This window comes from Chitinophagales bacterium (genome assembly GCA_016787225.1).
In the GTDB taxonomy this organism is placed as follows: domain Bacteria; phylum Bacteroidota; class Bacteroidia; order Chitinophagales; family JADJOU01; genus CHPMRC01.
Genome location: JAEUUY010000030.1, coordinates 1 through 22,592 on the forward strand (window position 1 = coordinate 1; position 22,592 = coordinate 22,592).

The following is a 22,592-nucleotide window of genomic DNA, read 5'->3' on the forward strand; positions in this document are numbered from 1 at the left end:
GCCTTAGTGCTATTTGATTTGGATCACTTGTTTTAAATTTAAAATTGATTTTTAAAGGATTATCCTTTCCTAATTGATTTTGATTATTCTTCATACCTAATTTGGTTTGAAAAACTGTCAAGTTTTTTCAGGATAAGACAACCTAAAGGCTAGGCACTGCTGCTGGGTTTCACACTTCACCTTTATGAGTATCCAAGGTATTTCTCTTACGTTCACCATATTTAAACCTTCCAGCCTCCTACCTCCTCTAACTTACAAAACAAGTTAGATATGAGAAATTTTTTACTTTTACTATTACTAGCAGGAATATTCGCAGGATGCAATACCTATAAGCGAGCACAAAAAGAAATATACTCAGGAAACTTCGATGAAGCACTTGATGGCATGATTAAAAAATATGCTAACCGCAGTATCAAGGAAAAAGATATTCAGCGCTGGGCAGGGTTGTTTAACGAAGCCTATACTAAGGCAAATAATGAAAATATTGAACATATTCAGCGTAGTCAATTTCAAACAGAAAGTAGCGAGAAATATAGGACTATCTACAATAATTATGTCGCTTTGCAAGCCAGATATGATAAACTAAAGCCATACCTGCCTATAAAAGTAAATGAAGTCACCATTCCTATCCAACACGAAAATTTTTATACTCAGTTAGAGAGTTCACGCCATAGGCTAGCGGATGCCTTATATATAGAAGGTGATCTGCTACTCAAAAATGGCGATAAATTCGATGCTAGAAATGCCTTTGGGAAGTTTTCAGAAATAGCACAGCTCATACCACAATACCCGCAAATAAAAGAGCGAATAGATATGGCATACCAAAAAGGATTGACCCATATTCTCGTCACTGTAAATAATGATTCTCGCTCTATACTTCCTAGAAATCTGCATCAAGATTTGACTTATATGCAGATGGACAATAGTCAATTTTTCTGGCAAAAATTTCACAACCAACCTGGAAATTTTCCTCTAGATTATTTTGTAGAGTTAAATTTTAAAGACATATCGATCACTCCTGAACTAATTGATAGAAAAATGAGCATAGTAGAAAAAACATGGATAGATTCTAGTATTTATATGAGCGATGAACGTGGTAAACCTCTAAAAGACAGCTCTGGTCGTCAAATAAAACAATATGCTCATAAAAAAGCAAGCTGTAAGGTGTTTGAAATTTTTCAGAAAAAATCAGCCATAATACAGTCAGAGTTTATCATTCTAGATGCTCAGCAGCGATTGTTATCCCGCGTTTCTCCTATCAATAGTCGCTTCGATTTTGACAATGTTGCCTATAAAATAGAAGGCAATGAAATGGCTTTAGAAGATAAGTTTCTTCGCAAAATCAAACGCTCCCAGTTTTTACCTTTCCCCAATGATGAACAAATGGTATTCGACTGTGGACAAGATATTAAATACCAATTTAGCCAATTTCTAGCTTCTAATGCACAAAACAAGTAGAAAAAAACCTTATTATCAAACATTTAATTAGTTTTTAAGCTATTTTTTTTAACTTTGTCCTTCATTTTGTAATGAAATGAACGAAAGGTTAATTCAAATACTTACTTTAGTACTAGTCAGCTTTAGACTTCTCTCGCAAGAAGTGAACGAGGAAGGATTCCGAAAAACCTTTAAATCAGAGTTAAAAGTTGTAGAATCAAAACTAGCTAGAAAGCCACTTGACGTAAACTTAAACTATAAATACGGTTTGCTTTGCTATAAAGTATGCAAGTATAGAGAGGCTCAAAAAGCTCTATACAAGTGTATGAATGATTATAAAGACAATCCTTACTATTATTTAGATCTATACCATATAGAAGTCGCACTTAAAAATAAGGAAAAGGCTGACGAATTTTATTATAAGTATTTCGCCCTAAGTAAAAAACTCGGATTGGAGACCAATTATGTCATAGAACATCAAGAATTATCTAATAGCATAAGGCCAAGTCTCGTAGTAATGAATCAAACAAGTAAAGACTATTTCCCATATGTGTTAAATAACGGCAAAATAAAGTTTCTCACTCAAAGTAAATTTTCTTATTTAGAACCCACGAGTCCATTGCTAACAAGAAATTATCTAACGAATGAAGTGGTTTTCTCAGATTCCTCATTTAAAAATCAAAAATTATTGGAGCAGCCAAGTAAAACTAGTGATGGATTTTCTTTTCATGCTTTTTGCTTAAACAAAGCTCAGAATAAAATATATATGACAAGATATGATGGTGGTAATCGCAGAATGATAATATGTGTATCCGACAAAGTAGAACTGAGGTGGCAACCTTTTAGAACCTTATCTTATATTTCTAAAAATTCTAAGGCTAATTTTATGCATCCTATGCTCACAGAGGATGAAAATCAAATGATTTTCGCCAGTGATATGAAGGGAGGTAATGGAGGATACGATTTATGGATTGCAGACTTGTCAGAAAATGATGAATTATCTAAAGTAAGAAATTTAGGGAATAATGTGAATACCCTAGGTAACGAACTTTTTCCTACAAAATATGATGACAATTCATTTTTTTTCTCTTCAGATGGGCACCCCGGCTATGGCAGTCTAGATTTATATCGCTGTGATATCAGCAATCAAAAATTATCGAAGCCCATCAATTTAGGGGCTAGCTTTAATAGTGTCAGAGATGATTATGCCCTTTTCTATTCTAAAGATGGAAATACCGGATATTTTACTTCAAATCGAAGTGTAGGTAATGCGAATTTATTTATTGACAAAATATATAAAATAAAACTCAATGTCTTCGACTGTGAAATTTTAAATTTAGAAATTAGGAATCCATTTTCAACGAGTGGTTCTTTAGCCTATGAGAAAGTCAATATACCTACACCGACAGAAAATGGTATTAATACAACTTCAGAAACACAAAATCAAATCCTAGAACAACCAAAAAATAATCAAGATGCTGATTTAAATAGATCATTTAAAGAAGAAAATGCGAGTCCACCTGTAAATGCCAAATTTGAAACACCCAAAGAGAAAACCGATGAAACTTTAATATTGGGAAAGACTATAAAAGAGAATATTCAACAAAATGAAAATGATCATAACCCAGAAGATGTCCAGAAAATTATAGCTGCATCTGAAATTCTACTAGGGAATAAAAAGAAGGAAAATGTTCCAAAAGAAACAACCTCGACTAATGAAGCATTGGCACTTTATGAAACCAAAAATGATAAAATAGAAGAAAAATTTGTTGCCTATTCGGAAAATGAAAGTATTTCTAGTTTGAAAACTAATGCAATAGTTGAAAATAAATTTTGGACTGCCGCTAAACTTTGGTTTAAAGACTTCAATATACCCATTAGCTATAGTTATATCAGGGTCATCAATCCGAAAAATGAGGTAATATATAGTAATTATTCCAGCGAAAATGGTATGATTAGTGTAGAAGTTGTAGAATCAAATGAATATACTATTGAGATTCCGAGATTTAGAACTTTGTTGAAAGGAGTCGTATTTACAGAAGGTGATAATAATTTTTATTTTCCATATGAATCACCTGATAAAAAGACTTCTAATAACACGGTAGTACTTAGGAAAGGTAATGAATCCAAAAAAATTGCTAGCAATAATAGAAAGGATAAAAAACCTAACTTTAAGTACGGGAAGAAATCAATGAATCTAGGAATAGCTATTACAAAGAGTCTTCCTAAAAGTGATAAAGGGAATTCTCGACCATCGAAGCCAACCTCAAAACCTAGTCCAACAAAAAAGAAACCAGACGATAAGGGCACACCGCGAAATATGATAGAAAACTTTAACTAAGGATTTTTTCGAATACTAAAATCAGTAATTTAGTTAAGGTAAATACGGGTCATGTAAATTTTTCGCCGTATTGGCTTATGAGTTTCTGATTCTACCCAGTTGTTTGTAGTGAAATATGCCTTAGGTTGTAACCTATTAGGTATATTATTATACTGTAACAGATCTATAATTTTACTTTTTGATTGATTTGGGTTATTCTCTACTATCATGATTATTTTTTGACCTAGCACAGGGTCATCTTCACTAGCAATGATAAATTTAAAAGGTAGAAAAGAACTCCATTCATATTCTAAAACTTCTGGGTTGACCTTAACTCCTCCAGTATTAATAACGTTATCCGCCCTCCCTAAAAAAGTGAATGTACCATCCTGCTCTATGTTGACAACATCTTTCGATTCTATACCCTCTGGCAATATAAGATCATGCTGCAATTGGAGACATTGGTCACTATTTACAGAAAGCTTAAAACCTTTTAGCAAACGAAAACTTTTTTCTCTAGCACTAATATTCCTAATGGCAAAGTGGCTTAAAGTTTCGGTCATAGCAAAGCTCTCATAAAATTTTGTCTTTGTTTTAATTTTCGATATTGCATTCTCTAATTTTTTTGACACCCCACTTGCTCCTATTAGACATAATTTTACTTGACTAAAAAAATCTGGTTTAGTATTTAAAATAGCATGCAGGTGCAAAGGAGTCAAAGAAATAAAATCTATTTCGCCCTTATCACAAAAATTAAAAAAATCAAGAGATGGTTTGAACACCTTCACTTTAGCTTTAGCGATTAGAGCCCTTATCAGTAGCATTTTAGAACCGATATACTTAATATCGAGACAGTGTATAATAAATGTGTGGTGAGTGATATTGAAAAACTCATTTGAAAGTTTAGCGGATTCTAAAGCTCTATATTTACTAAAACTTATTGACTTTGGAGTGCCCGTAGATCCAGAAGTAATAGATACAAAGGTCTCCTCTTTCATAAAATGCTCAAGGAAATCTAATACGGAGAAGAGATAAGCTTCGTCTGAATATTCTTTCTTTAAGGTATCTAAATCTAATTTCTCAAAATCTAAATACACAATAAAAAAGTTTACAGCTTACTTAATACCATGCAATGCCTTGGTCGCCTCATAATTAAGGGCTGTTTTTTCCATACGCACCTTTACATTGGTGTCTATTTCAATGACCATTAAATTCTCTTCAGATTTAATATACTTACCATGAATACCAGAAGTAGTGATAATTTTCGAGCCATTAGCTAGACCATCAATAAATGCTGCCATTTCCTTTTCCCGCTTCTTCTGCTTCGGACCTACGATTACGAATTGAACGACTAAGAAAATACCCATCATGAGTAGTAGTAGTGGCATCATATCCATTCCACCTTGAGCTTGTAAATACATTTTATTTGATTTTAAATTGTTAGACTTTAGAATTTAGATTATTATTCATGACTTATTCTTAACGTGGCAAGACATTGACTTTGAAATATAAATCATGTACCTTTTGATTCGTATTACAATTTACTTTAATATTTTTCTGATAACTTCCTAACTTATCCTTACTATCAAATTTAGCTATTATCGAGTCTTTTTGTCCTGGACCAAGGGGATTGTGAGAATATTCTGCTATCGTGCAGCCACAGCTAGGACTTACATTGAATAGCATCAATGGCGCATTGCCCGTATTTTGATAATAATAGATTATGCTACATTCCTTCCCTTCTTTGACATTTCCGATATCTACCATGGTATCTTGAAAGTGTATAGTAGTCGCTTTGCTATAAAGAACAGTATCAACGCCTGAATTATTTCGCTGACCAAATCCAAACAAAGAACCAACGTCTCGTTTAACATTAGTACAAGAACTTATACAGGTAACAAATATAATAAATGAATATATTAAACTATACTTCACAAGGCAAAGCTAGTTATTTAGCCAAGTATTTCAATTGAAAAATACTTAAATTTCTATTTAAATCGGAAATTGAGTGTAGCCATAAACTGACTGATAGAATTATTCATCGTATAACCCATTTCATAATTTACGCGATTATCAGCATAATCATAGAATGGTCTATAGTCTTTAAAACTAGTATTCATATAGGCAAGATCCAAGGATACTTGCTTGCCGCGATATCCTAAACCAAAAGTATAAGTCATACTAGAAGCGTTGAAATCATTATAGGTAAAATCCTTACTATATGGAGTGGTGCGATAGTTGAGTCCTGCTCTAAAGCGTATACTTTCAAACACATATTCACCACCTATTTTGAATGCATGTGTATTGTTATTTTGTCGCCATAAGGCATCATTCAATTGATTGGTAAATTGAGGTTCATTATCTAAGTTTATCATTAAACTTTTCAAATTATTAAATTCATACTCTGCACCAATAAATCCTCTCTTTCCCAGCATATAACTTAGTCCACCCCCAAACTTAAATGGGGTTATATAATTAAACTCAAATTCGTCTGTCCGATTTGGACTGCTAGAGCCTCCAACAGCATTGGCATAATAAGCACGAGCTGTAATAGCGTATTCCTGCGTAAGCTGCGCAAATGTAGGAGTATGTATATAGGCTGAAGCTTTCAAGTTTTCTGTCAATTTCACTAAACCACCTAATTTCAAATTGACTCCTGCTCCTGAATACTTATCAATTTCTGAAATTTCAAAGCTGCCATATCTACCATAAAATGCATTCGGGCTAGAGCCAACAGGTCCACGATTAACCTCTTCGAAAATAAATTCAGTTTGATAATTAATAAAAGGAATACCAAGAGATACACCAATATAGTATTTATCTTTCAAGCTAGTAGACCAAGCAAACGACAGCTCTGTAATACCACCACTTGTTTTCATTTGACCAAACTGAGATACATTCACAGAATCTAATTTTAATGGATCTTCATAAAAATCATAAGGTGAGAAAGAGTAAATAGCCTCTGCATTTCGTGCTGCTAGAACTCTATTATACAGATTGGCAATTGAAGAATAGTTTCCTTCTGCTGGATAAGTACCAGGTGCAGGATAATCGGTGTTAAAATCTCTTCTATCATATTCTAGGTTTGTGGCTAAAAGAGCTAAATAACTAGAATAGGAATACAAACTATTGCGCCCCATACCGAAATTCACAGAGCGATTGAAATCAGCAGTTCGATTTATACCAATGGTCACATTAGATGTGCGCATAACAGCATTATCGCTTTTTCTATTAGCTATAACAATTCCCATGCTATTAATGGTAAATTTATATCTATTCTGATCAAAATTCGTCTCAAACTGCCCCCTGCCGTCGTTTGCAATATAGGTGCTACCGGTATGGTTCAGCGCAAAAGAAGGAGTGAGAGAAAGCTCTGTTCGTGAGAACATTCCCAATCCCGCTGGATTCGTACTTAAATTAGATAAATCTCCGCCTACACTACCCATGACTCCTCCAGTTCCTACAAATCTGGCAGTTCCTTGCAAAGTAGATTGACTAATATCAGTACCCACTCTCAAAACAGCTCCAGAAAACCTCTGGGCGTCTGCAGCGTGGAAGGTGACAAAAAATAGTATAGACATAGCTATTCTTCCTAACATGGTATTATGTTTTTTAAAATTTAAACTGAATGAAGATAAATTAAAATCTTGAAGCTCCACTCGATCTACCTCCTGATCTGCCTCCACCACCCGATGATCCTCCTCCACCCATAGAAGGTGAGTTGCCACCCATGCGAGTAGGTGCAGGGGTCATGGTTCCTTGACTAGGTGAGCTATTGCTAGGAGAACTTCTGTAAGTTGGGGTATTATTTCCGCTCCCTCCATTATTCCAACCTGAATTTCCTTGCGGTTGAGAAGGTCTATATGTCGTATTTCCATAGTCTCTATTTGGATCCATAACTCTTACCGCTCTTGAAACTCTTCTCTCAGGAGGGGTAACTGAATTTCTCTGACCCGTACCCCAATTATTGCCTCTTACATTCCAGCCCCAATTATTCCAGCCGCCTCCCCAATATGGGTCATTCCAGCCGCCGCCCCAGCTATTCCATCCGCACCATGGATTATTCCATGAGTTCCAGCCACCTCCCCAGTTATTCCAGCCCCAAGGGCTGTTCCAGGCATACCAGCTATTCCATGAATTCCAACCCCATGGGTTATTCCATGTATTCCATCCATTATTCCAGCCCCATGGACTGCCCCAAGCATTTCCTATCGTAATAGAAAAACCTGAATTCCAACCCCAATAAGGATTATAAAAATTAGCAAACTGAGGATAGGTGTACATATTCAAAAATGCAGAACTAGGCATGACATAATAAGGATCATACATTCTTCTTAGACTTCTTCGATATCTATAGTCAAAATCTGGATTGTAGCTATCATCTATTTTTTCATAGCTGCCATCTGTGCTTGTATTGGAATTTTGATTGCCATAAACAATTCGGGGTTTCACCGGTTCTGGAGTATTATAAATATCATCCTGAGCTGTCAAATTCACCCCAAAAAAAACTAACAAGAATAGATAATAATTACGTCTCATAACTTTATGTTTATTAATATAACAACTTTATGACGATAAAGTTACTGATAAGTTTAATTTTAACAACCAAAATAGTGTTATAAAATTTTAAGACAACCTAGGATTCCAACTAAGAAACCTTATTCTTATAGAAGAATGAGAAAAAAGCAAGCCCTAAGACAGTGATAAATCCATTGATAATCAATATAGTATTGCCAAACTGAAAAGGTCTCCCATTCAAGATTATAGGTGCTGCATCAATATAATAGGCGATTAGTGGTGCGGTAATGCAAATTAGAGGTACAAGTGCATCGTATAACTTTCTCTTGGTAACTAATCCGAAGATAAAGAGCCCCAGCAATGGTCCATAGGTATAATTAGCAATTTTCAAAACAATATCTATAACAGCAGAAGCATTTAATATCTTGATAATCAATATCGCCAGTAGAAGTAATAAGGCAAAACTAAGATGAATAAGGTTTCGCAATTTTGTATCAGGGTTTTTTTCTGCATCCTTTCCTAAAATATCGATATAGAAGGATGTCGTTAAGGTCGTCAATACACTATCGGCACTAGAGAATGTGGCAGCAGTCAAACCTACGATAAAGGAAATACTCGCAATGAAACCTAAGTGATTGAAGGCAAGAAAAGGAAAAACTTTATCAGAATCAATACTCCCGTCTGGCTTCATAGGCAGTTGAATACCCAAATTTTCAGCATAGGTATATAGTAATAAACCCAAGGATATAAAAAATAAATTGGTAAAAAGCATAACAATACTGAACCAAAATATATTCTTTTTAGATTCTCCCAAGGTTTTACATGTAAGATTTTTTTGCATCATGTTCTGATCTAATCCAGTCATACATGCCGCAATGAAAGCACCTCCTATGAATTGTTTCCAAAAATAATTTTTACTATTAATATCCCAGCAAAACAATTCACTATTCTTATTCTCTGCTATCAATTCTGGTAAATCAACCCATGAAATATTTAATTGAGTGACGATGACGTAAATAGATACAAGTACTCCGAAAATTAATAGACTAGACTGAAAAGCATCCGTCCAAACTAGAGTTTTAATACCACCTTTGGTAGTATATAACCAAATGAGAAAAATAATAAGTGATACAGATAATGCGAAGGGAACTCCCCATTGATCAAATATAAACAACTGAAGTACCGATGCCGCTAAAAACAGTCTGGCAGCAGAACCTAAGATACGAGATAACATGAAAAAAAACGAACCTGTATATTGTGCAAATCTTCCATAACGGTGTCTCAAATAACCATAAATGGATACTAAATTTAACTTGTAATAAAGTGGTAAAAGAATAGTAATAATAGCAAGGTACCCTACAAAATAACCTAAAACAATCTGAAAATAACCAAACTTTGTAAATATTACTGCCCCAGGCACCGATATAAAAGTAACTCCAGAGAGCGAATCACCTAACATGCCAAAGGCTACAACGTACCATTTTGAACCTTTATCGGCATTAAAATAGGAGCTTGACTTGATACGCCTCGTGGTCCAAAAAGAAATCGCCAAAAGCACCCCAAAGTAAATAAACACGCATATTAAGAGGGTGAATGGAGTCATATGAACTAATTAGAGAATTCCTGTTTAACATTGTTTCTAATTCATCAAGACAATGAAATAAAAACTAACCCGAAACATTTCTTATTCCGTTTTTTTCTTCCTAGTAGTTTTCGCTTTAGGCTTTGCCTCAGCCTTTTCTTCTAAAGTTTCAGAAATTTCTTCTTTTTGATCTATTGTAGAATTGTCATTACTAACAGCGTCATCGGAAGGTATAAGATTTTTAGAATCCAATAGACTAAACCACTTTACTATTTTTTGAATATCACTTGTGTATACTCTTGATTCATCATAGTTAGGAACCACAGCAGCAAAAAAACTCTTTAAAACCTCTCCATCTGCTTTCGAACTTGGTAACTCGAGTTTGGATTTCTGTTCTTGAATTTTTCGCATAACCTCTATCAACTCTATAGGTTCATCGGAGGTATAGATCGTAATATTATCGAGAGGGGTAAAGGTATGTGCCCGCGATGCAGCAAAGAAAATTTTATCATCCTGCAGGGACTTGATTATTAACCCATCTGCTCGATGCTTATGCATTTGATACAATCCAGGCAATTTAGAAACAGCTAATATCTCACTAAAACTCATTTTCTATTCTTGATTTTGTTTAAAAAAAAATACTAAGAGCAAATTTATAAGATTTTTTCAATACATTCATTATTACTATGTATTGTGCGGGAATAATTATACTATTTCTCAAGAATTCTTACATTATCTAAATAAGCTGTAGCATTAATACTTCCCTTAGGCATAGTCAGTATAAAAATAGGGGTATATAACCCTGATTTACCTATTCGATCAATTAAATAAGTATAATTGTAGTATACATGTACCCAGCTAGAATTCTTATTTAAATAACTCTCACCAAACATAACTTTTGGATTTCCATTAATATCCGTATATGCCAATGCAGGTGCCAATATACCTTCAGGCATATAATAGTCAAATTCTAAAAAAGTAGTCTTTTCAAAATTGAAAGGCAATTGTTTAAAATAATAAGCTGTAGCACTTGAATCTACAGAACTAAAGTCTGCTTTCATAAGCATACTACCATTTCCATTTCTAGATAGACTGCTCTTAGTTGAAGCAGAAAAATTTGTAGCGGATTCCATTTCTTCATTTGCCAGCATAGTGATACCAGTAGCATATTCAAAGTCAAATACAGTATCTAAGGTTTTCTCGCGAACCATATTTACATCTACTAGCTTGGTACTATAGAATGGATAAGCCAAGAATCGCGTAGAAAGATTGTTTATTTTAACAACTGGTGATACCACCATACGCTTAAGCCCGTCTTTTAGAATTGGCATTTTAAAAGGCATTTGCCATGTACCTCGAATATCATTTTCTATTGTTATATAAAGACCGTAAATCCCTGAATTCGCTATTCCTAGAGTGGTAGGTGCCACCCTTGCAGAGTCACATTTTAGATAAAAGGGAATTTCTGTTGCTGCCTTTCTACAACCCACAAACATTTGAGCTATGATTCCAAGTAACAAGAGTCTAAACCACATTGTCCTCAGCTTTTTCATTTTTATTAGCGTCCTGCGTATCAGAATTATCAGCAGGGGCTATTGGTTGTAATTCTTCATCTCCTTTATCCCACGGAGATTTGCCTAATAGAGCTTCTAAGTCGGTTTTTAAAAGAACTTCTCGCTCCAGAAGAAGGCTTGCGAGATTATCTAATTGTTCCCTTTTCTCTGTGAGCAATGCCAATGCACGCTGAAACTGTTCATCAGAAATTTTTCTTACTTCATCATCGATAAGTTTGGCCGTTTCGTCGGAATATGGTTTCTCGTATGAATTTTGAGCCATACGATAGAAGGATAAATTCCCAACCTTTTCACTCATACCATAGTGAACCACCATACCATAGGCCATTCTCGTCACACTATCCAAATCACCTAAAGCTCCTGTCGAAATTTTATTAAAAGCCAAATGCTCTGCAGCTCGTCCACCCATAGAGACACAGATTTGATCTAACAACTCTTCTTTGACTGTCAAATACTTCTCTTTTGGGAGATAAAGCGCATGTCCCAAAGATTCACTCCTGGGCACAATAGTGACCCTCACAAATGGATGAGCATACTCTAAATACCAGCTAGTCAATGCATGTCCAGCCTCATGATACGCGATTACCTTTTTCTCTTCAGGAGTGATTATCGTATTTTTCTTTTCGAGACCTGTTGTAACTCTATCGATAGCTTCTGAAATATCTTTCATATTCACCTCCGTCTTATCTTTCCGAGCTGCCACAAGCGCAGCTTCGTTACATACATTGGCTATGTCAGCTCCCACAAATCCAGGCGTTTGTTTGGCCAACTCATGAGCACTCACATCCTCGCCTTTCTTAATTTTAGCTAGATGTACATTAAATATCTGCTCTCTACCATTGAGATCAGGTCTATTGATATGAATCTGACGATCAAAACGTCCAGCACGTAATAAAGCATCATCCAAAACATCAGGTCTATTGGTAGCTGCTATGACAATGATTCCAGTATCACCACTAAATCCATCCATTTCTACGAGTAGTTGATTTAGTGTACTTTCACGCTCATCGTTTCCTCCTACCAGACCTTTACCTCTAGCACGACCTATAGCATCAATCTCATCTATAAATATAATACAAGGAGCTTTTTCTCTAGCTTGTTTAAATAAATCACGAACTCTCGATGCACCTACTCCTACAAACATTTCTACAAAATCTGAACCTGACAGGCTAAAAAATGGAACTTTAGCTTCTCCAGCCATAGCCTTGGCTAGGAGCGTTTTTCCTGTACCTGGAGGACCTATTAGTAGCGCACCTTTGGGTATTTTTCCACCTAGCGTTGTATACTTATCGGGATTTTTTAGAAAATCTACTATTTCCATGACTTCCTGTTTTTCCTCATCCAATCCTGCTACGGATGAAAAATTAATTTCACTTTCAGTATCCTTGTCGACCATGGTAGCTTTGGATTTTCCTATAGAAAATATTCCGCCGCCAGGAAAGCCACCGCCGCCACCCATGCGACGCATCATGAAATACCAAAATCCTATCAACAATAGTATAGGACCAAATATACTAAACATATTTGATAGCCAAGATCCTGTCTCGGTTAAAGGAATAAGTGTTACCTCTTCTACTTTATATTGCCTCCGCAATTCTTTTATATGCTGCTCCAACGATGTATGCGATGCAATATGCATAAAGAAAGAAGTGTTAGGCTTCTCTAGAATAGAATTTTTCTTTCTAAAAGTATCATACTTCGCTTTTTTATTGAAAGAATCTGTATATACATATACAATCGCCTTTCTGCCGTTAAAAGTTTTAATCTGTTCAATATCGCCCTCTATATACATTTTATCGAACTCCTTGCTGTAAATTTCACGACTTTCGGAATCAGAAAAAATACCTTGAAGAACCAATACTCCTGTCAGGGCAGCCATGACTATGTATATCCAAATATAGCTAGGTTTATTATCGGGATTTATTTTAGTTTGAGGTTTAGACTCTGAATTCTCCATTGATGATTTCTTATTTTCTTCCACTTTACTTTACTATGATTTTAAAATTACTTACTATTTATTTTTACCTCCAAAGGAATATATGAATCTGACCACAACTCTTCTAACTGATAAAATTCTCTCATTTCCCTATGAAATACATGTACTATCACATCAATATAATCAATTATAACCCAAAGAGCATTCCGCTCACCCTCAATATGATGAGGTTTGGTTTTTAACTTCTCTTGTACATCCTTTTCTACATTACCAGCAATAGCGTTTACCTGAGTAGTACTATCTCCATGGCATACAATCATATAATCTACAAAAGCATCTTCGTTGTCCCTCAAATCTATGCAAACAATGTCTTGGGCTTTTCTGTCTTCTAATGAAATTAGTATTTGATTTACTAGGGGATTATCAATTTTCTTTAAATTTACGGGCAAATCTCAATATTTAAATTAATACATTTATTTAGATACAAATTTATAGTAAAAATAGTTTCGCTTTGTCATCATTTCCCGAATTAACGTTTTTTGATTATCCATTGGTCTATTTTAATGAAATTGATTCTACTAGTGATTATTTGAAAGTGAATAAAATTAACCACCCCTTAATGGTAGTAGCTGACTATCAAACAAAAGGTAGAGGGCAATATGGTCGAGTATGGGATTCGGAATCAGGTAAAAATTTGACTTTTAGTTTTCAGTTTTTCCCTGAGAAATTGGAAATAGACCATGGCTTTAAGATTTCTCAAATGATAGCATTAGTGTTGGTAGAAGTCTTAAATGAGATTATTTTCCCAAATCGAGCCTATATTAAGTGGCCAAATGATATAATAATTAATGACAAGAAGGTAGCTGGAATACTGATAGAGACGACTATTGAAAAGGATAAAATAGAAAAGGTGATAGTGGGGATAGGAATAAATATTAATCAGAAAAAAAAATCGAAAGTACTACCATATGCCAATTCTTTGGCTAATTTATTTCCTGAAATTAATTGGGATAGAATTGATTTGCTGAATATGCTTATAAAAAGATTAGAGCTCAATATAAGAAAAAACTTTCAAGGTGATTTTCAATCTTCGTATAACCAACAACTCTATAAAATTTATGAGGTGATATCTATCCTATATAAAAACCAAGAGATACAAGTTGTAAATTTAGGTGCAGATCAACATGGGTTTTGGCTTTTAGACAATCAATCGGAAAAACAGAAAATTCAGATAAAGTCTAGTCAAGAGATAATATATCTTTATAAGTAGGTTAAAAGAAAATATATATTTTTACAAAAAAATTAGACATGGCATCAACCACAGAAGAGATAACAATAAAAGACTTAGGTAAAAAAGTTTTAAAGGTTTGTAGAAGAAAGAAAAAACTCTTTTTAAGCATTCTTATCGGTATTATGGTACTATCTGGAGTCTATTTTACCAAGGTAGTATTGAAGCCCAGTTATAAGTCAGAAGTGGTATTAAAGAGTCGATTTCTTCGAAAAGACGTTTTTGTAAGCATTTTGGATTATTATAATGCCTCTCTTAAAAATGACTATGAGAATATGAATGATAACTTAAAATCAAGTGTCATAAGTTTACAAATCGCTAAACTAGAAGCTAAAGAAATAAAAGCTGAAATAACTTCTCCCGACAAAGATGATAAAACTAAGTATTATAGGTTTACTATGATTCATTATCAAAAGCCCTCCGTGACAGCGGAAAATAATTTTAAGATAATTCTTGATGATATCAAACAAAAAGTAGCCGTAGACCAAGATGTAACTATTAGTAAAAAAAGAACTGAAGAAGCTATAGTAGAGCTAGACAGTCTTCTCAAAACTGCACTTCCTGCTGGAGATGCGTTTAAAGAAAAATTAAATTCTGGAAGCAGTATGTTGGTTCTAAGTGACCTGTATAGAAGTTTAAACGACCTTTTAACAAGAAAATCAGGACTCAAAACCGAATTGCAATATTATCAAACTGAAAACCTTATATATCAAGTCTCTCCTATTGTATTGACAAAAGTGATATCCTTCCCACTTATTATATTTGGTATTGGTTTTGCCATTTGGTTGTTAATATGTATATCCTGGGTAGGATTTGAGTTGGTGTTCGGGGATGATGATTAAGTTTGTCTACAAAAATTTTTATTTACTTCTTATTATTTATGGAGTTTTCACTCTTATTCCATTTCTTGGAGATGTGCATCTTTTTGATTGGGATGAAGCTAATTTCGCAGAGCTAGCTCGCGAAATGATTTTGACTAAAAATTATCTTCAGCCACAGATCAATTACCTACCATTCTATGAGAAGCCGCCTATATTCATATGGCTTCAAGTAATCAGTATGAAAATTTTTGGTATCAACGAGTTTGCTGCTCGTTTTCCAAATGCTTTGCTGGGCATATTGGTCATGGTGAGTCTATATTGGATTGGCAAGCGAGAGCATGACGAACGTTTTGGAAGAATATGGGTACTAACCTATATGGGGTCGTTCTTACCATTCATGTATTTCCGAACAGGACTCATTGATCCTTGGTTCAATTATTTTATGTTTCTCAGTTTATACTTTTATTATACTGCCGCGGGACTTAATTCGAATCAGATTTTAGGAAGCAAGATAAAAGACTTATTAGCAAGTGCTTTCTTTCTAGGATTAGCTGTTCAAACCAAGGGTCCCGCAGCATTTATTATCGTTTTCGGAACTATAGGGATATTATGGGCTTTCTCAAGATTCAAATCCTTACCTGGAATACTGAATGCCAGTGTATGGATATTATCAAGTCTATTTTTTAGCTGTCTATGGTTTCTATATGAAACTTATCATCATGGTACAAGCTATATGTATGAGTTCATTGTTTATCAAATACGTCTATTCACCACAGAGGATGCACTGCATGGAGGACCCATCTATTATCATATAATTGTTTTACTTTTGGGTTGTTTTCCTTCGAGTTTTGTCTTATTATTTACCAATGATTGGAAAGAAAAACTCAAGAATGACTGGTATAAAATCATGTGTATTTGTGGTATCTTAGTTTTAGTATTATTCTCGATAGTTCAGACTAAAATTATTCACTACAGCTCTATGGCTTATTTTCCGATAAGCTATATCGCTGCCCATACGTTGTATAATAATTCAATTAGAAATTTAAAACTGGCGGAGATTTTGATTAAAGTTTTTTCTCTAGTCGTTATTCTAGCTTTAATAGCGATGCCTATTATAGGTAATAATTTAACTTACATATTACCATATGTAGATGATATTCAAGCTAAGTTGCAGTTGGGTGCCGCTGTTAACTGGTGTTATTGGGAAGTTTGCTTTGGTATTTTTATCCTTATGGTCTTAGTTTTTGCCTTAAAAAAATCTAGAAATAAATTGTATCCATATTTTTTCTCCACGATTGCGATAGTATTAGTTTTACTAGTAGTTTTCGCACCTAAAATAGAATGCTATACACAAAGAATCTATATTGATTTTTGCAAATCTCTAAGAGGTCAAGATGTCAATATTAAGGCATTATACTTCAAGAGCTATGCCACCATGTTCTATTCAGGTCGCCAACCTTTTACCAACCATATTTCTAAAGATCATAATTGGATTCTAGAAGGACTGATAGATAAGGATGCTTATGTAATATATAAGACCAAAGATAGTATCCTATATAAATACCCAAAACCTGATGTAGAATTAATTCAAAGCAAATTAGGGTTTGATATTTGGCTAAGAAAGGCTAAATAATTTTGATAATAGTTTTAAATATCAAACTAAAATATTTTAATAAACTCGGAGAGTTAATAAATTCCATATTTAGCTCGATTTTTCTCGGCATTATTTCGTCAATATAATATTGTTCTGGATTCGCTTGTTTTTCTAACAACTCATTTTCGTTGGAATAAACAATAGAAGCCAAATCGGTCATGCCAGGTCTCATGGATAAGACTTTTCGCTGTTCAGAAGAATATAAATCTACATATTTTTTCACTTCAGGTCTTGGTCCTACAAGACTCATATCGCCAATAAAGACATTAAATAACTGCGGCAATTCGTCTAGTTTATATTTCCTTATAAATAATCCAACCTTGGTAATTCTATTGTCTGCCATACCTACTGTCAGTAATCCCTTTGTATCACTGCCTGTCCGCATACTTCGAAATTTAATGAGTGAAAATGGAATTGCACCTTTACCGATTCTCTCTTGAATATAAAATACCCCTCCTGGCGATTCCAGTAGAATTATTATTGAAACAATTAAAAATACAGGAAGCAAAAGTATAATACCTAGGGAAGACAATATGACATCGAAAATTCTAATCAACATATCACTTCATTATAACTATCGATAACAGCTTGAGTAACTTTATTTGTTTTATCCTTATCTAAACCATAGTATATAGGTAAGGAAATTTCATTTTCCCATAATGACTGAGATACCGGATAATCTTCCATTCTATACCCTCGATTCTTATAGGCAGACAATAATGGTAGAGGCTTATAATGAACATTGACACTCACATCTTTGTCAAATATTTTTTGAATGATAGCATTTCTCTGTTCAAGCGTTATATTTTTTATTCGCAATAAATAAAGATGGTAAGATGACTCTCTCTTTTCATCCTTTGACGTTGGGATTATAGCCCAGTCATATTTAGAAAATTCTTGGTCATACTGATTCACAATAGATTTTCGATATACTAATGTATCATCATTGTATCTAGAAAGTTCTACCAACCCAATACTAGCCAAAATATCTGTCATATTGCACTTATAGCCTGCGTCTATGACATCGTACTCCCAAGATCCTTTTTGTGTTTTTGCCAAAGCATCTTTATTCTGACCATGGAGAGAATAAGTGTTGAGCTCTGCGTAAAGCTCAGCATTATTATAAGGTAGTGGCATATTTATAGCTATACCACCTCCTTCGGCTGTAGTTAAATTCTTGACTGCATGAAAAGAAAACACCGTAAAGTCGCACTGATTACCAACCCGTTGACCTTTGTACATCGCTCCAAAAGAATGTGCTGCATCATTTAAGACTAATATTCTACCAAGTTTATTTTGCCTTTCTGTATTCGGAGTAAATAATTCCCTCTTTTCCTCTACTAAATTCATAATGGCAGAATAGTCTACCGGCAGTCCTGCAACGTCAACTGGAATTATAGCCTTTGTACGAGGTGTAATTGCTTCGCGCACTCTATCAATATTTATAGTAAAATCTTCATTCACATCTACTAGAACAGGCTTAGCACCACAGTGAACTACAATGTTAGCCGAGGCACAGTAAGTATATGCAGGCACGATGACCTCATCCCCTTCTTTAACTCCAAACCAATGTAACAACATTTCAGCTCCAGCAGTCCAGCTATTGACTGCCAATACTTTTTCCACATTGCAATATGTAGCCAACTGTCGTTCAAACTCTTTAGTACGAGGACCAGTCGTAATCCAGCCGCTTTTTAATGCTGCAACGACCTCATTAATAATTTTATCATCTATTCGTGGCGGAGAAAATGGAATCATATATTGCTAAGTATAATTTTTCTTATTAAATGTCTTTTCTATAATAATGAGAATCTGAGGTTTCTGCTTCTAAAATAAATCCATTATCAATATAAAACTTTATACCCTTCTCATTGTCATTTCGAACTGAAAGTCCATAGGAAAGGAAAGATTTTCTTCTTAAAAATTCTTCAAAAATTTGAAGCATTTTCTTTCCATATCCTTTCGAATGCATATTAGAATCTACCGCTATGGACATTAATCTAAACTTAGAAACAACTCTTCTCTCTTTTGGCATAAAAGATTTAATGATATCTGTTAACTTCTCTATTAAAAATTTCGGGTGGGTAAGTAGTAAAGTAATTATATACAATCTATTATTTCTTATGAACGATGAGACGCCTTTTGAAATCGACTCCCCTGCTACTATAAATCCAACAGATTTTCCCTCATCATTAAAAAATAAACTAAGGTCAGAAGAGAGAATCAGTTCCTTATAGTATTCCTTTAGCTTTGCTAAATTAAAAATTGAAGTAAAATGATCTTTTGAGTAGGCGGAATAATGTATTCTAGCTACCTCTTCTAGATAAAAGTCCGACAAGTCGCCTGAATTCAATTGTATGGCTTCCATAGATAACTAAGATTTTATTATTATTTATTTGAGTTACTTGACTCCATCCTTGCTTGTATCTCGCTCATATATTCTGCAGCAAGTTTATCATATTGTCTATGCTTATAAATCCATTCTCTACCCATTTTGCCAATATTTTCTCTTTCGGACTTTGGCATAAGAGCATATTTCAGTATGGCATTTTTAATATCCAAAGCCTGGTTTGAAGAAACAAAAATGCCACAGCCAGCTTCATTAATCATGGAAGGATAACCACTATATCGAGCGATTATAGGTTTAGCAGATAGCATATATTCGACTACCTTGTTCATAGATTGCCCATAGTCCCAGACCTTACTATCTTGAGTAGAAAGATATAATATGTCACAGTTAGCTAGAAAAAATTTTACCTCACTTTGAGTTATTCTTGGAAGGAAGGTCACATTATTACAGCCAGCAAGCTCCGCCTCAAATTTTGGTCTCAGGTCACCACTCCCAACAAACATGAAATGAATATCCTTATTCTCAGTATTCAGCATTTTTATGCACTCTACGTAGGATTCTAAGGCATTTGTGATACCCATACTTCCAGCGTAACCTACAATGATTTTCCCTACCGGAAAATGCTTTTTAAAACTATTGTCAGTCTGAGTGTCAGCGTCATAATTCCCTGGATAAAATCCAAATGGAGAACAAAATGTAGGTCTATCGTATCCTAAAATATTTCGGACATGTAGATCCAAACGAGGCATAGTGCCTACTACTAAATCAGCTACCTTATATCCAAATTTCTCTACAAATCCAATAAACAAAACTAAGGGATGATACCATTTAAATCCTGCTTCTTCTGTCATAGTTAATGGCCATATATCCCTAATTTCAAAAACTAAAAAGGATTGATACCTCCACTTTAGATAGTAACCATAGAAAATGGTAAAAATAGATATGGAAGATACTACAACTGCATCCGGTCTACCAAGATCTTTTTTAGGCATGAAAAAAAGTTTCCATTCAAAATCTAGCCAACTTAATATTCTTCCTGGAGAAGCCGTCTTTTTGTACTTCAAGGTTTTTATCCATACCACCTTGGTATCGTCTATTGTTACAGAATTATACCTGTTATCTGTATTTGGAAAGTTAGGAGCATAATGATTGGCATCAGAAGTAATGAGAACAGATGAATGCCCTAGCTTCGCAAACTCCTTAGTTAAATAAAAAAACCGAAGTCCTGTACCATATCCAGGTGGACTGGCATACTTTGATATCATCCAAATATTCATACTAACTTTCCTTATATAATTTAGGAATACTGTTTATCACTTTGATTACTTCATTAAAATTCATACCCAAGGTGTCGAGATACCAACGAATATTCTGATACCGAGGACGATTTTCATCTTCTACCAATTTGAGCGCTTCTTCGCGAGTCAATTGCCCTTCTCGAATTTGATTACTTCTAAAGGTATCATGCTCTGTAAACCCAGCTACAGTGTAGTAAATATAATTGTAAAATGCCGCCGTACCATCGCCTATTCTCCAGGTGGTATTAGTATCAATAGCCTTTTCCCAATTATAAGTAGCTAAAGTATCATCAACTATTTTTTCGTCCCAGCGCCAATAATCGAATATATGATAATAATCTTTTTTATCTGTAAAACTACGATAATATTCTCCAGAAAGGGTATCCCAGAGTGAGGAGTTAAAATATCCCAAGCTCTCTGTCATAGCCTTAAATCGAAGATAATGATATCTTAACTGTTTCATGACGCCATGACTATATACTTTCTCCTCCTCAAAATCAGGTTTTACACCTAAAAATCCAGCTTTAAAGTGTGTTACTTCCAAAGGATTCACTCCCCAAAGGTTTAAATTGACCCCTGTTTGTTTTTTTATCGTCTCTACATAACGGAAAAAGTGCTTATCCCCTGCAGTAAAAATGCTGACCATTCCCAGATGCGGAGACTTTAACCATGCCTTTAAATTCATTGCTATATTTCTTCTTTTCTGAGAAATATCTGCTGCTACGATAATATTCTCAACACCCAATTCTGCACACATGTGGCTGATATTTCTCCTTCCCAGGTCTGTCACCATACCCCAATCATAGGTATAGGTCACAGGATTCATATCCAATTCTTTCACTACCAAATGAAGTCCATAACAACTATCGCGTCCTCCTGAAAATGGAACTATACAATCAATTGCATTTTTCCTTCTGTAGGGTTCTACAAGTTTGAACAATTCTTCTTTTGGTTTTGGATTATTTCGAGGTTTGTAGTTATGACAGTAATTGCAAACACCTTTATCGTCAAATTTGATATAAGGCATAGTCTCTGTTAATATACATTTGGTACACCGCTTTATATTTACTTTAGGATAGACCAACAGTTTTTCTTCTGCTTGATTAAACTTGAACTCTGGAATCAAATTTTCTACTCTTGTATTATCATCTTTAACCACAAAAGGTTGATCTGATACCGGAATGTCTATAAGTACAGGATTATCTTTAATTTGTTTGACATCATTACAACCAATCTGATTGAGCGCATAAGATTCGGATGCAAAATAAATGTCCTCTCCAATTTTACCCAAATATAAGCTACCATTATTAGAAAAAAGCAGAACCTTACCGTGAGATGGTAAAACCAAAGCACAAGCCATAACGCCTTTGCAAATACTATTCAATTTTTCAGGAATGGTATCGATACTACCACCTTCCTTTAAATGTTCTAAGGCTATAGCCACTATAAGCTCAGAGTCGATGATTAAATTTCTTTCGGATTTAATTTTGGACCAGGCATCTTTTTCATTAATAATGATACCATTGTGAATAACACAAATATTTTCTCTGATTACGGGCTGATTATCTGCTAGTCCATTGGTTATTAGCCTACTATGACCAAGAGCTACTTGAGACTGATAGGGTTTGACCTTGCTTAGCAATTTCTCCACATTGTAATCTGCACGATCTATATGATAGACTCCTTCTTTGAGATAAATAAGACCACTCGAGTCCTGGCCTCGCTGCTCAGAGTGCTTTACAAGGCTATCAAAATTAGGCTTATGAATAGTTTGAACCGCTACCTGACCGAAAATTCCACACATATTACAACTT

The 22,592-nt window shown here is 34.5% G+C and carries 20 protein-coding genes; 5 read left to right on the forward strand and 15 right to left on the reverse strand.

What is annotated here, in order from left to right; genetic code table 11:
- The first annotated feature begins 270 nt into the window (after positions 1-270).
- Both JNL75_11435 and JNL75_11440 read left to right on the forward strand, forming a co-directional pair.
- On the forward strand, positions 271-1,458 hold the full coding sequence (locus tag JNL75_11435; protein MBL7790431.1) for a hypothetical protein: 1,188 nt from the start codon (positions 271-273) through the stop codon (positions 1,456-1,458).
- A 76-nt stretch (positions 1,459-1,534) separates the two neighbouring features.
- Complete coding sequence (locus JNL75_11440; GenBank protein ID MBL7790432.1) at positions 1,535-3,778, forward strand: PD40 domain-containing protein; 2,244 nt, start codon at positions 1,535-1,537, stop codon at positions 3,776-3,778.
- 29 nt (positions 3,779-3,807) lie between these two features.
- On the opposite strand, the gene JNL75_11445 is transcribed toward JNL75_11440, so the two are convergent.
- The 10 genes from JNL75_11445 to rsfS all read right to left on the reverse strand — a co-directional run bounded on the left by JNL75_11445 (position 3,808) and on the right by rsfS (position 13,816).
- Positions 3,808-4,854: an AMP-binding protein gene (locus JNL75_11445; protein MBL7790433.1), complete on the reverse strand. Its 1,047-nt coding sequence runs from the start codon at positions 4,852-4,854 to the stop codon at positions 3,808-3,810.
- Positions 4,855-4,872: 18 nt separating this feature from the next.
- The gene (yajC, locus tag JNL75_11450; GenBank protein ID MBL7790434.1) at positions 4,873-5,178 is read right to left on the reverse strand and encodes a preprotein translocase subunit YajC; all 306 of its coding nucleotides are present in this window, start codon (positions 5,176-5,178) and stop codon (positions 4,873-4,875) included.
- Positions 5,179-5,236: 58 nt separating this feature from the next.
- Complete coding sequence (locus JNL75_11455) at positions 5,237-5,692, reverse strand: DUF1573 domain-containing protein (GenBank protein ID MBL7790435.1); 456 nt, start codon at positions 5,690-5,692, stop codon at positions 5,237-5,239.
- A gap of 53 nt (positions 5,693-5,745) precedes the next feature.
- Positions 5,746-7,485, reverse strand: a complete 1,740-nt coding sequence (locus JNL75_11460) for a hypothetical protein (GenBank protein ID MBL7790436.1) — start codon at positions 7,483-7,485, stop codon at positions 5,746-5,748.
- A complete protein-coding gene (locus JNL75_11465; protein MBL7790437.1) occupies positions 7,397-8,296 on the reverse strand; it encodes a hypothetical protein in 900 nt (299 codons plus the stop codon). Before JNL75_11465 ends, JNL75_11460 begins: the two co-directional genes overlap by 89 nt.
- Before the next feature lie 109 nt (positions 8,297-8,405).
- A complete protein-coding gene (locus tag JNL75_11470; protein MBL7790438.1) occupies positions 8,406-9,878 on the reverse strand; it encodes a sodium:solute symporter in 1,473 nt (490 codons plus the stop codon).
- 81 nt (positions 9,879-9,959) lie between these two features.
- Positions 9,960-10,466, reverse strand: coding sequence for a DUF5606 domain-containing protein (locus JNL75_11475; protein ID MBL7790439.1), 507 nt, complete (start codon positions 10,464-10,466; stop codon positions 9,960-9,962).
- 101 nt (positions 10,467-10,567) lie between these two features.
- Positions 10,568-11,410 (reverse strand): hypothetical protein, encoded by an 843-nt coding sequence (locus JNL75_11480; GenBank protein ID MBL7790440.1) that lies wholly within the window; start codon positions 11,408-11,410, stop codon positions 10,568-10,570.
- Entirely contained in the window at positions 11,382-13,388 is a 2,007-nt protein-coding gene (ftsH, locus tag JNL75_11485; protein ID MBL7790441.1) for an ATP-dependent zinc metalloprotease FtsH, read from the reverse strand. The genes JNL75_11480 and ftsH overlap by 29 nt, the downstream gene beginning before the upstream one ends.
- Before the next feature lie 47 nt (positions 13,389-13,435).
- Positions 13,436-13,816, reverse strand: a complete 381-nt coding sequence (rsfS, locus tag JNL75_11490; protein MBL7790442.1) for a ribosome silencing factor — start codon at positions 13,814-13,816, stop codon at positions 13,436-13,438.
- Positions 13,817-13,878: 62 nt separating this feature from the next.
- Between rsfS and JNL75_11495 the strand changes: the two genes are divergently transcribed.
- Genes JNL75_11495 through JNL75_11505 form a run of 3 tightly spaced genes read left to right on the forward strand, consistent with a single transcriptional unit; the run spans position 13,879 to position 17,109 of the window.
- Positions 13,879-14,637 (forward strand): biotin--[acetyl-CoA-carboxylase] ligase, encoded by a 759-nt coding sequence (locus JNL75_11495; protein MBL7790443.1) that lies wholly within the window; start codon positions 13,879-13,881, stop codon positions 14,635-14,637.
- Positions 14,638-14,675: 38 nt separating this feature from the next.
- Complete coding sequence (locus JNL75_11500; protein ID MBL7790444.1) at positions 14,676-15,497, forward strand: hypothetical protein; 822 nt, start codon at positions 14,676-14,678, stop codon at positions 15,495-15,497.
- Positions 15,490-17,109, forward strand: coding sequence for a glycosyltransferase family 39 protein (locus tag JNL75_11505; GenBank protein ID MBL7790445.1), 1,620 nt, complete (start codon positions 15,490-15,492; stop codon positions 17,107-17,109). Before JNL75_11500 ends, JNL75_11505 begins: the two co-directional genes overlap by 8 nt.
- On the opposite strand, the gene JNL75_11510 is transcribed toward JNL75_11505, so the two are convergent.
- Genes JNL75_11510 through JNL75_11530 form a run of 5 tightly spaced genes read right to left on the reverse strand, consistent with a single transcriptional unit; the run spans position 17,102 to position 22,582 of the window.
- Complete coding sequence (locus JNL75_11510) at positions 17,102-17,689, reverse strand: sugar transferase (GenBank protein MBL7790446.1); 588 nt, start codon at positions 17,687-17,689, stop codon at positions 17,102-17,104. The genes JNL75_11505 and JNL75_11510 overlap by 8 nt on opposite strands.
- Positions 17,683-18,888: a DegT/DnrJ/EryC1/StrS family aminotransferase gene (locus JNL75_11515; GenBank protein MBL7790447.1), complete on the reverse strand. Its 1,206-nt coding sequence runs from the start codon at positions 18,886-18,888 to the stop codon at positions 17,683-17,685. Before JNL75_11515 ends, JNL75_11510 begins: the two co-directional genes overlap by 7 nt.
- Before the next feature lie 25 nt (positions 18,889-18,913).
- Complete coding sequence (locus tag JNL75_11520; protein ID MBL7790448.1) at positions 18,914-19,498, reverse strand: GNAT family N-acetyltransferase; 585 nt, start codon at positions 19,496-19,498, stop codon at positions 18,914-18,916.
- A gap of 20 nt (positions 19,499-19,518) precedes the next feature.
- The gene (locus tag JNL75_11525; GenBank protein ID MBL7790449.1) at positions 19,519-20,757 is read right to left on the reverse strand and encodes a glycosyltransferase family 4 protein; all 1,239 of its coding nucleotides are present in this window, start codon (positions 20,755-20,757) and stop codon (positions 19,519-19,521) included.
- Position 20,758: 1 nt separating this feature from the next.
- Entirely contained in the window at positions 20,759-22,582 is a 1,824-nt protein-coding gene (locus JNL75_11530) for a hypothetical protein (GenBank protein ID MBL7790450.1), read from the reverse strand.
- Positions 22,583-22,592: the final 10 nt, after the last annotated feature.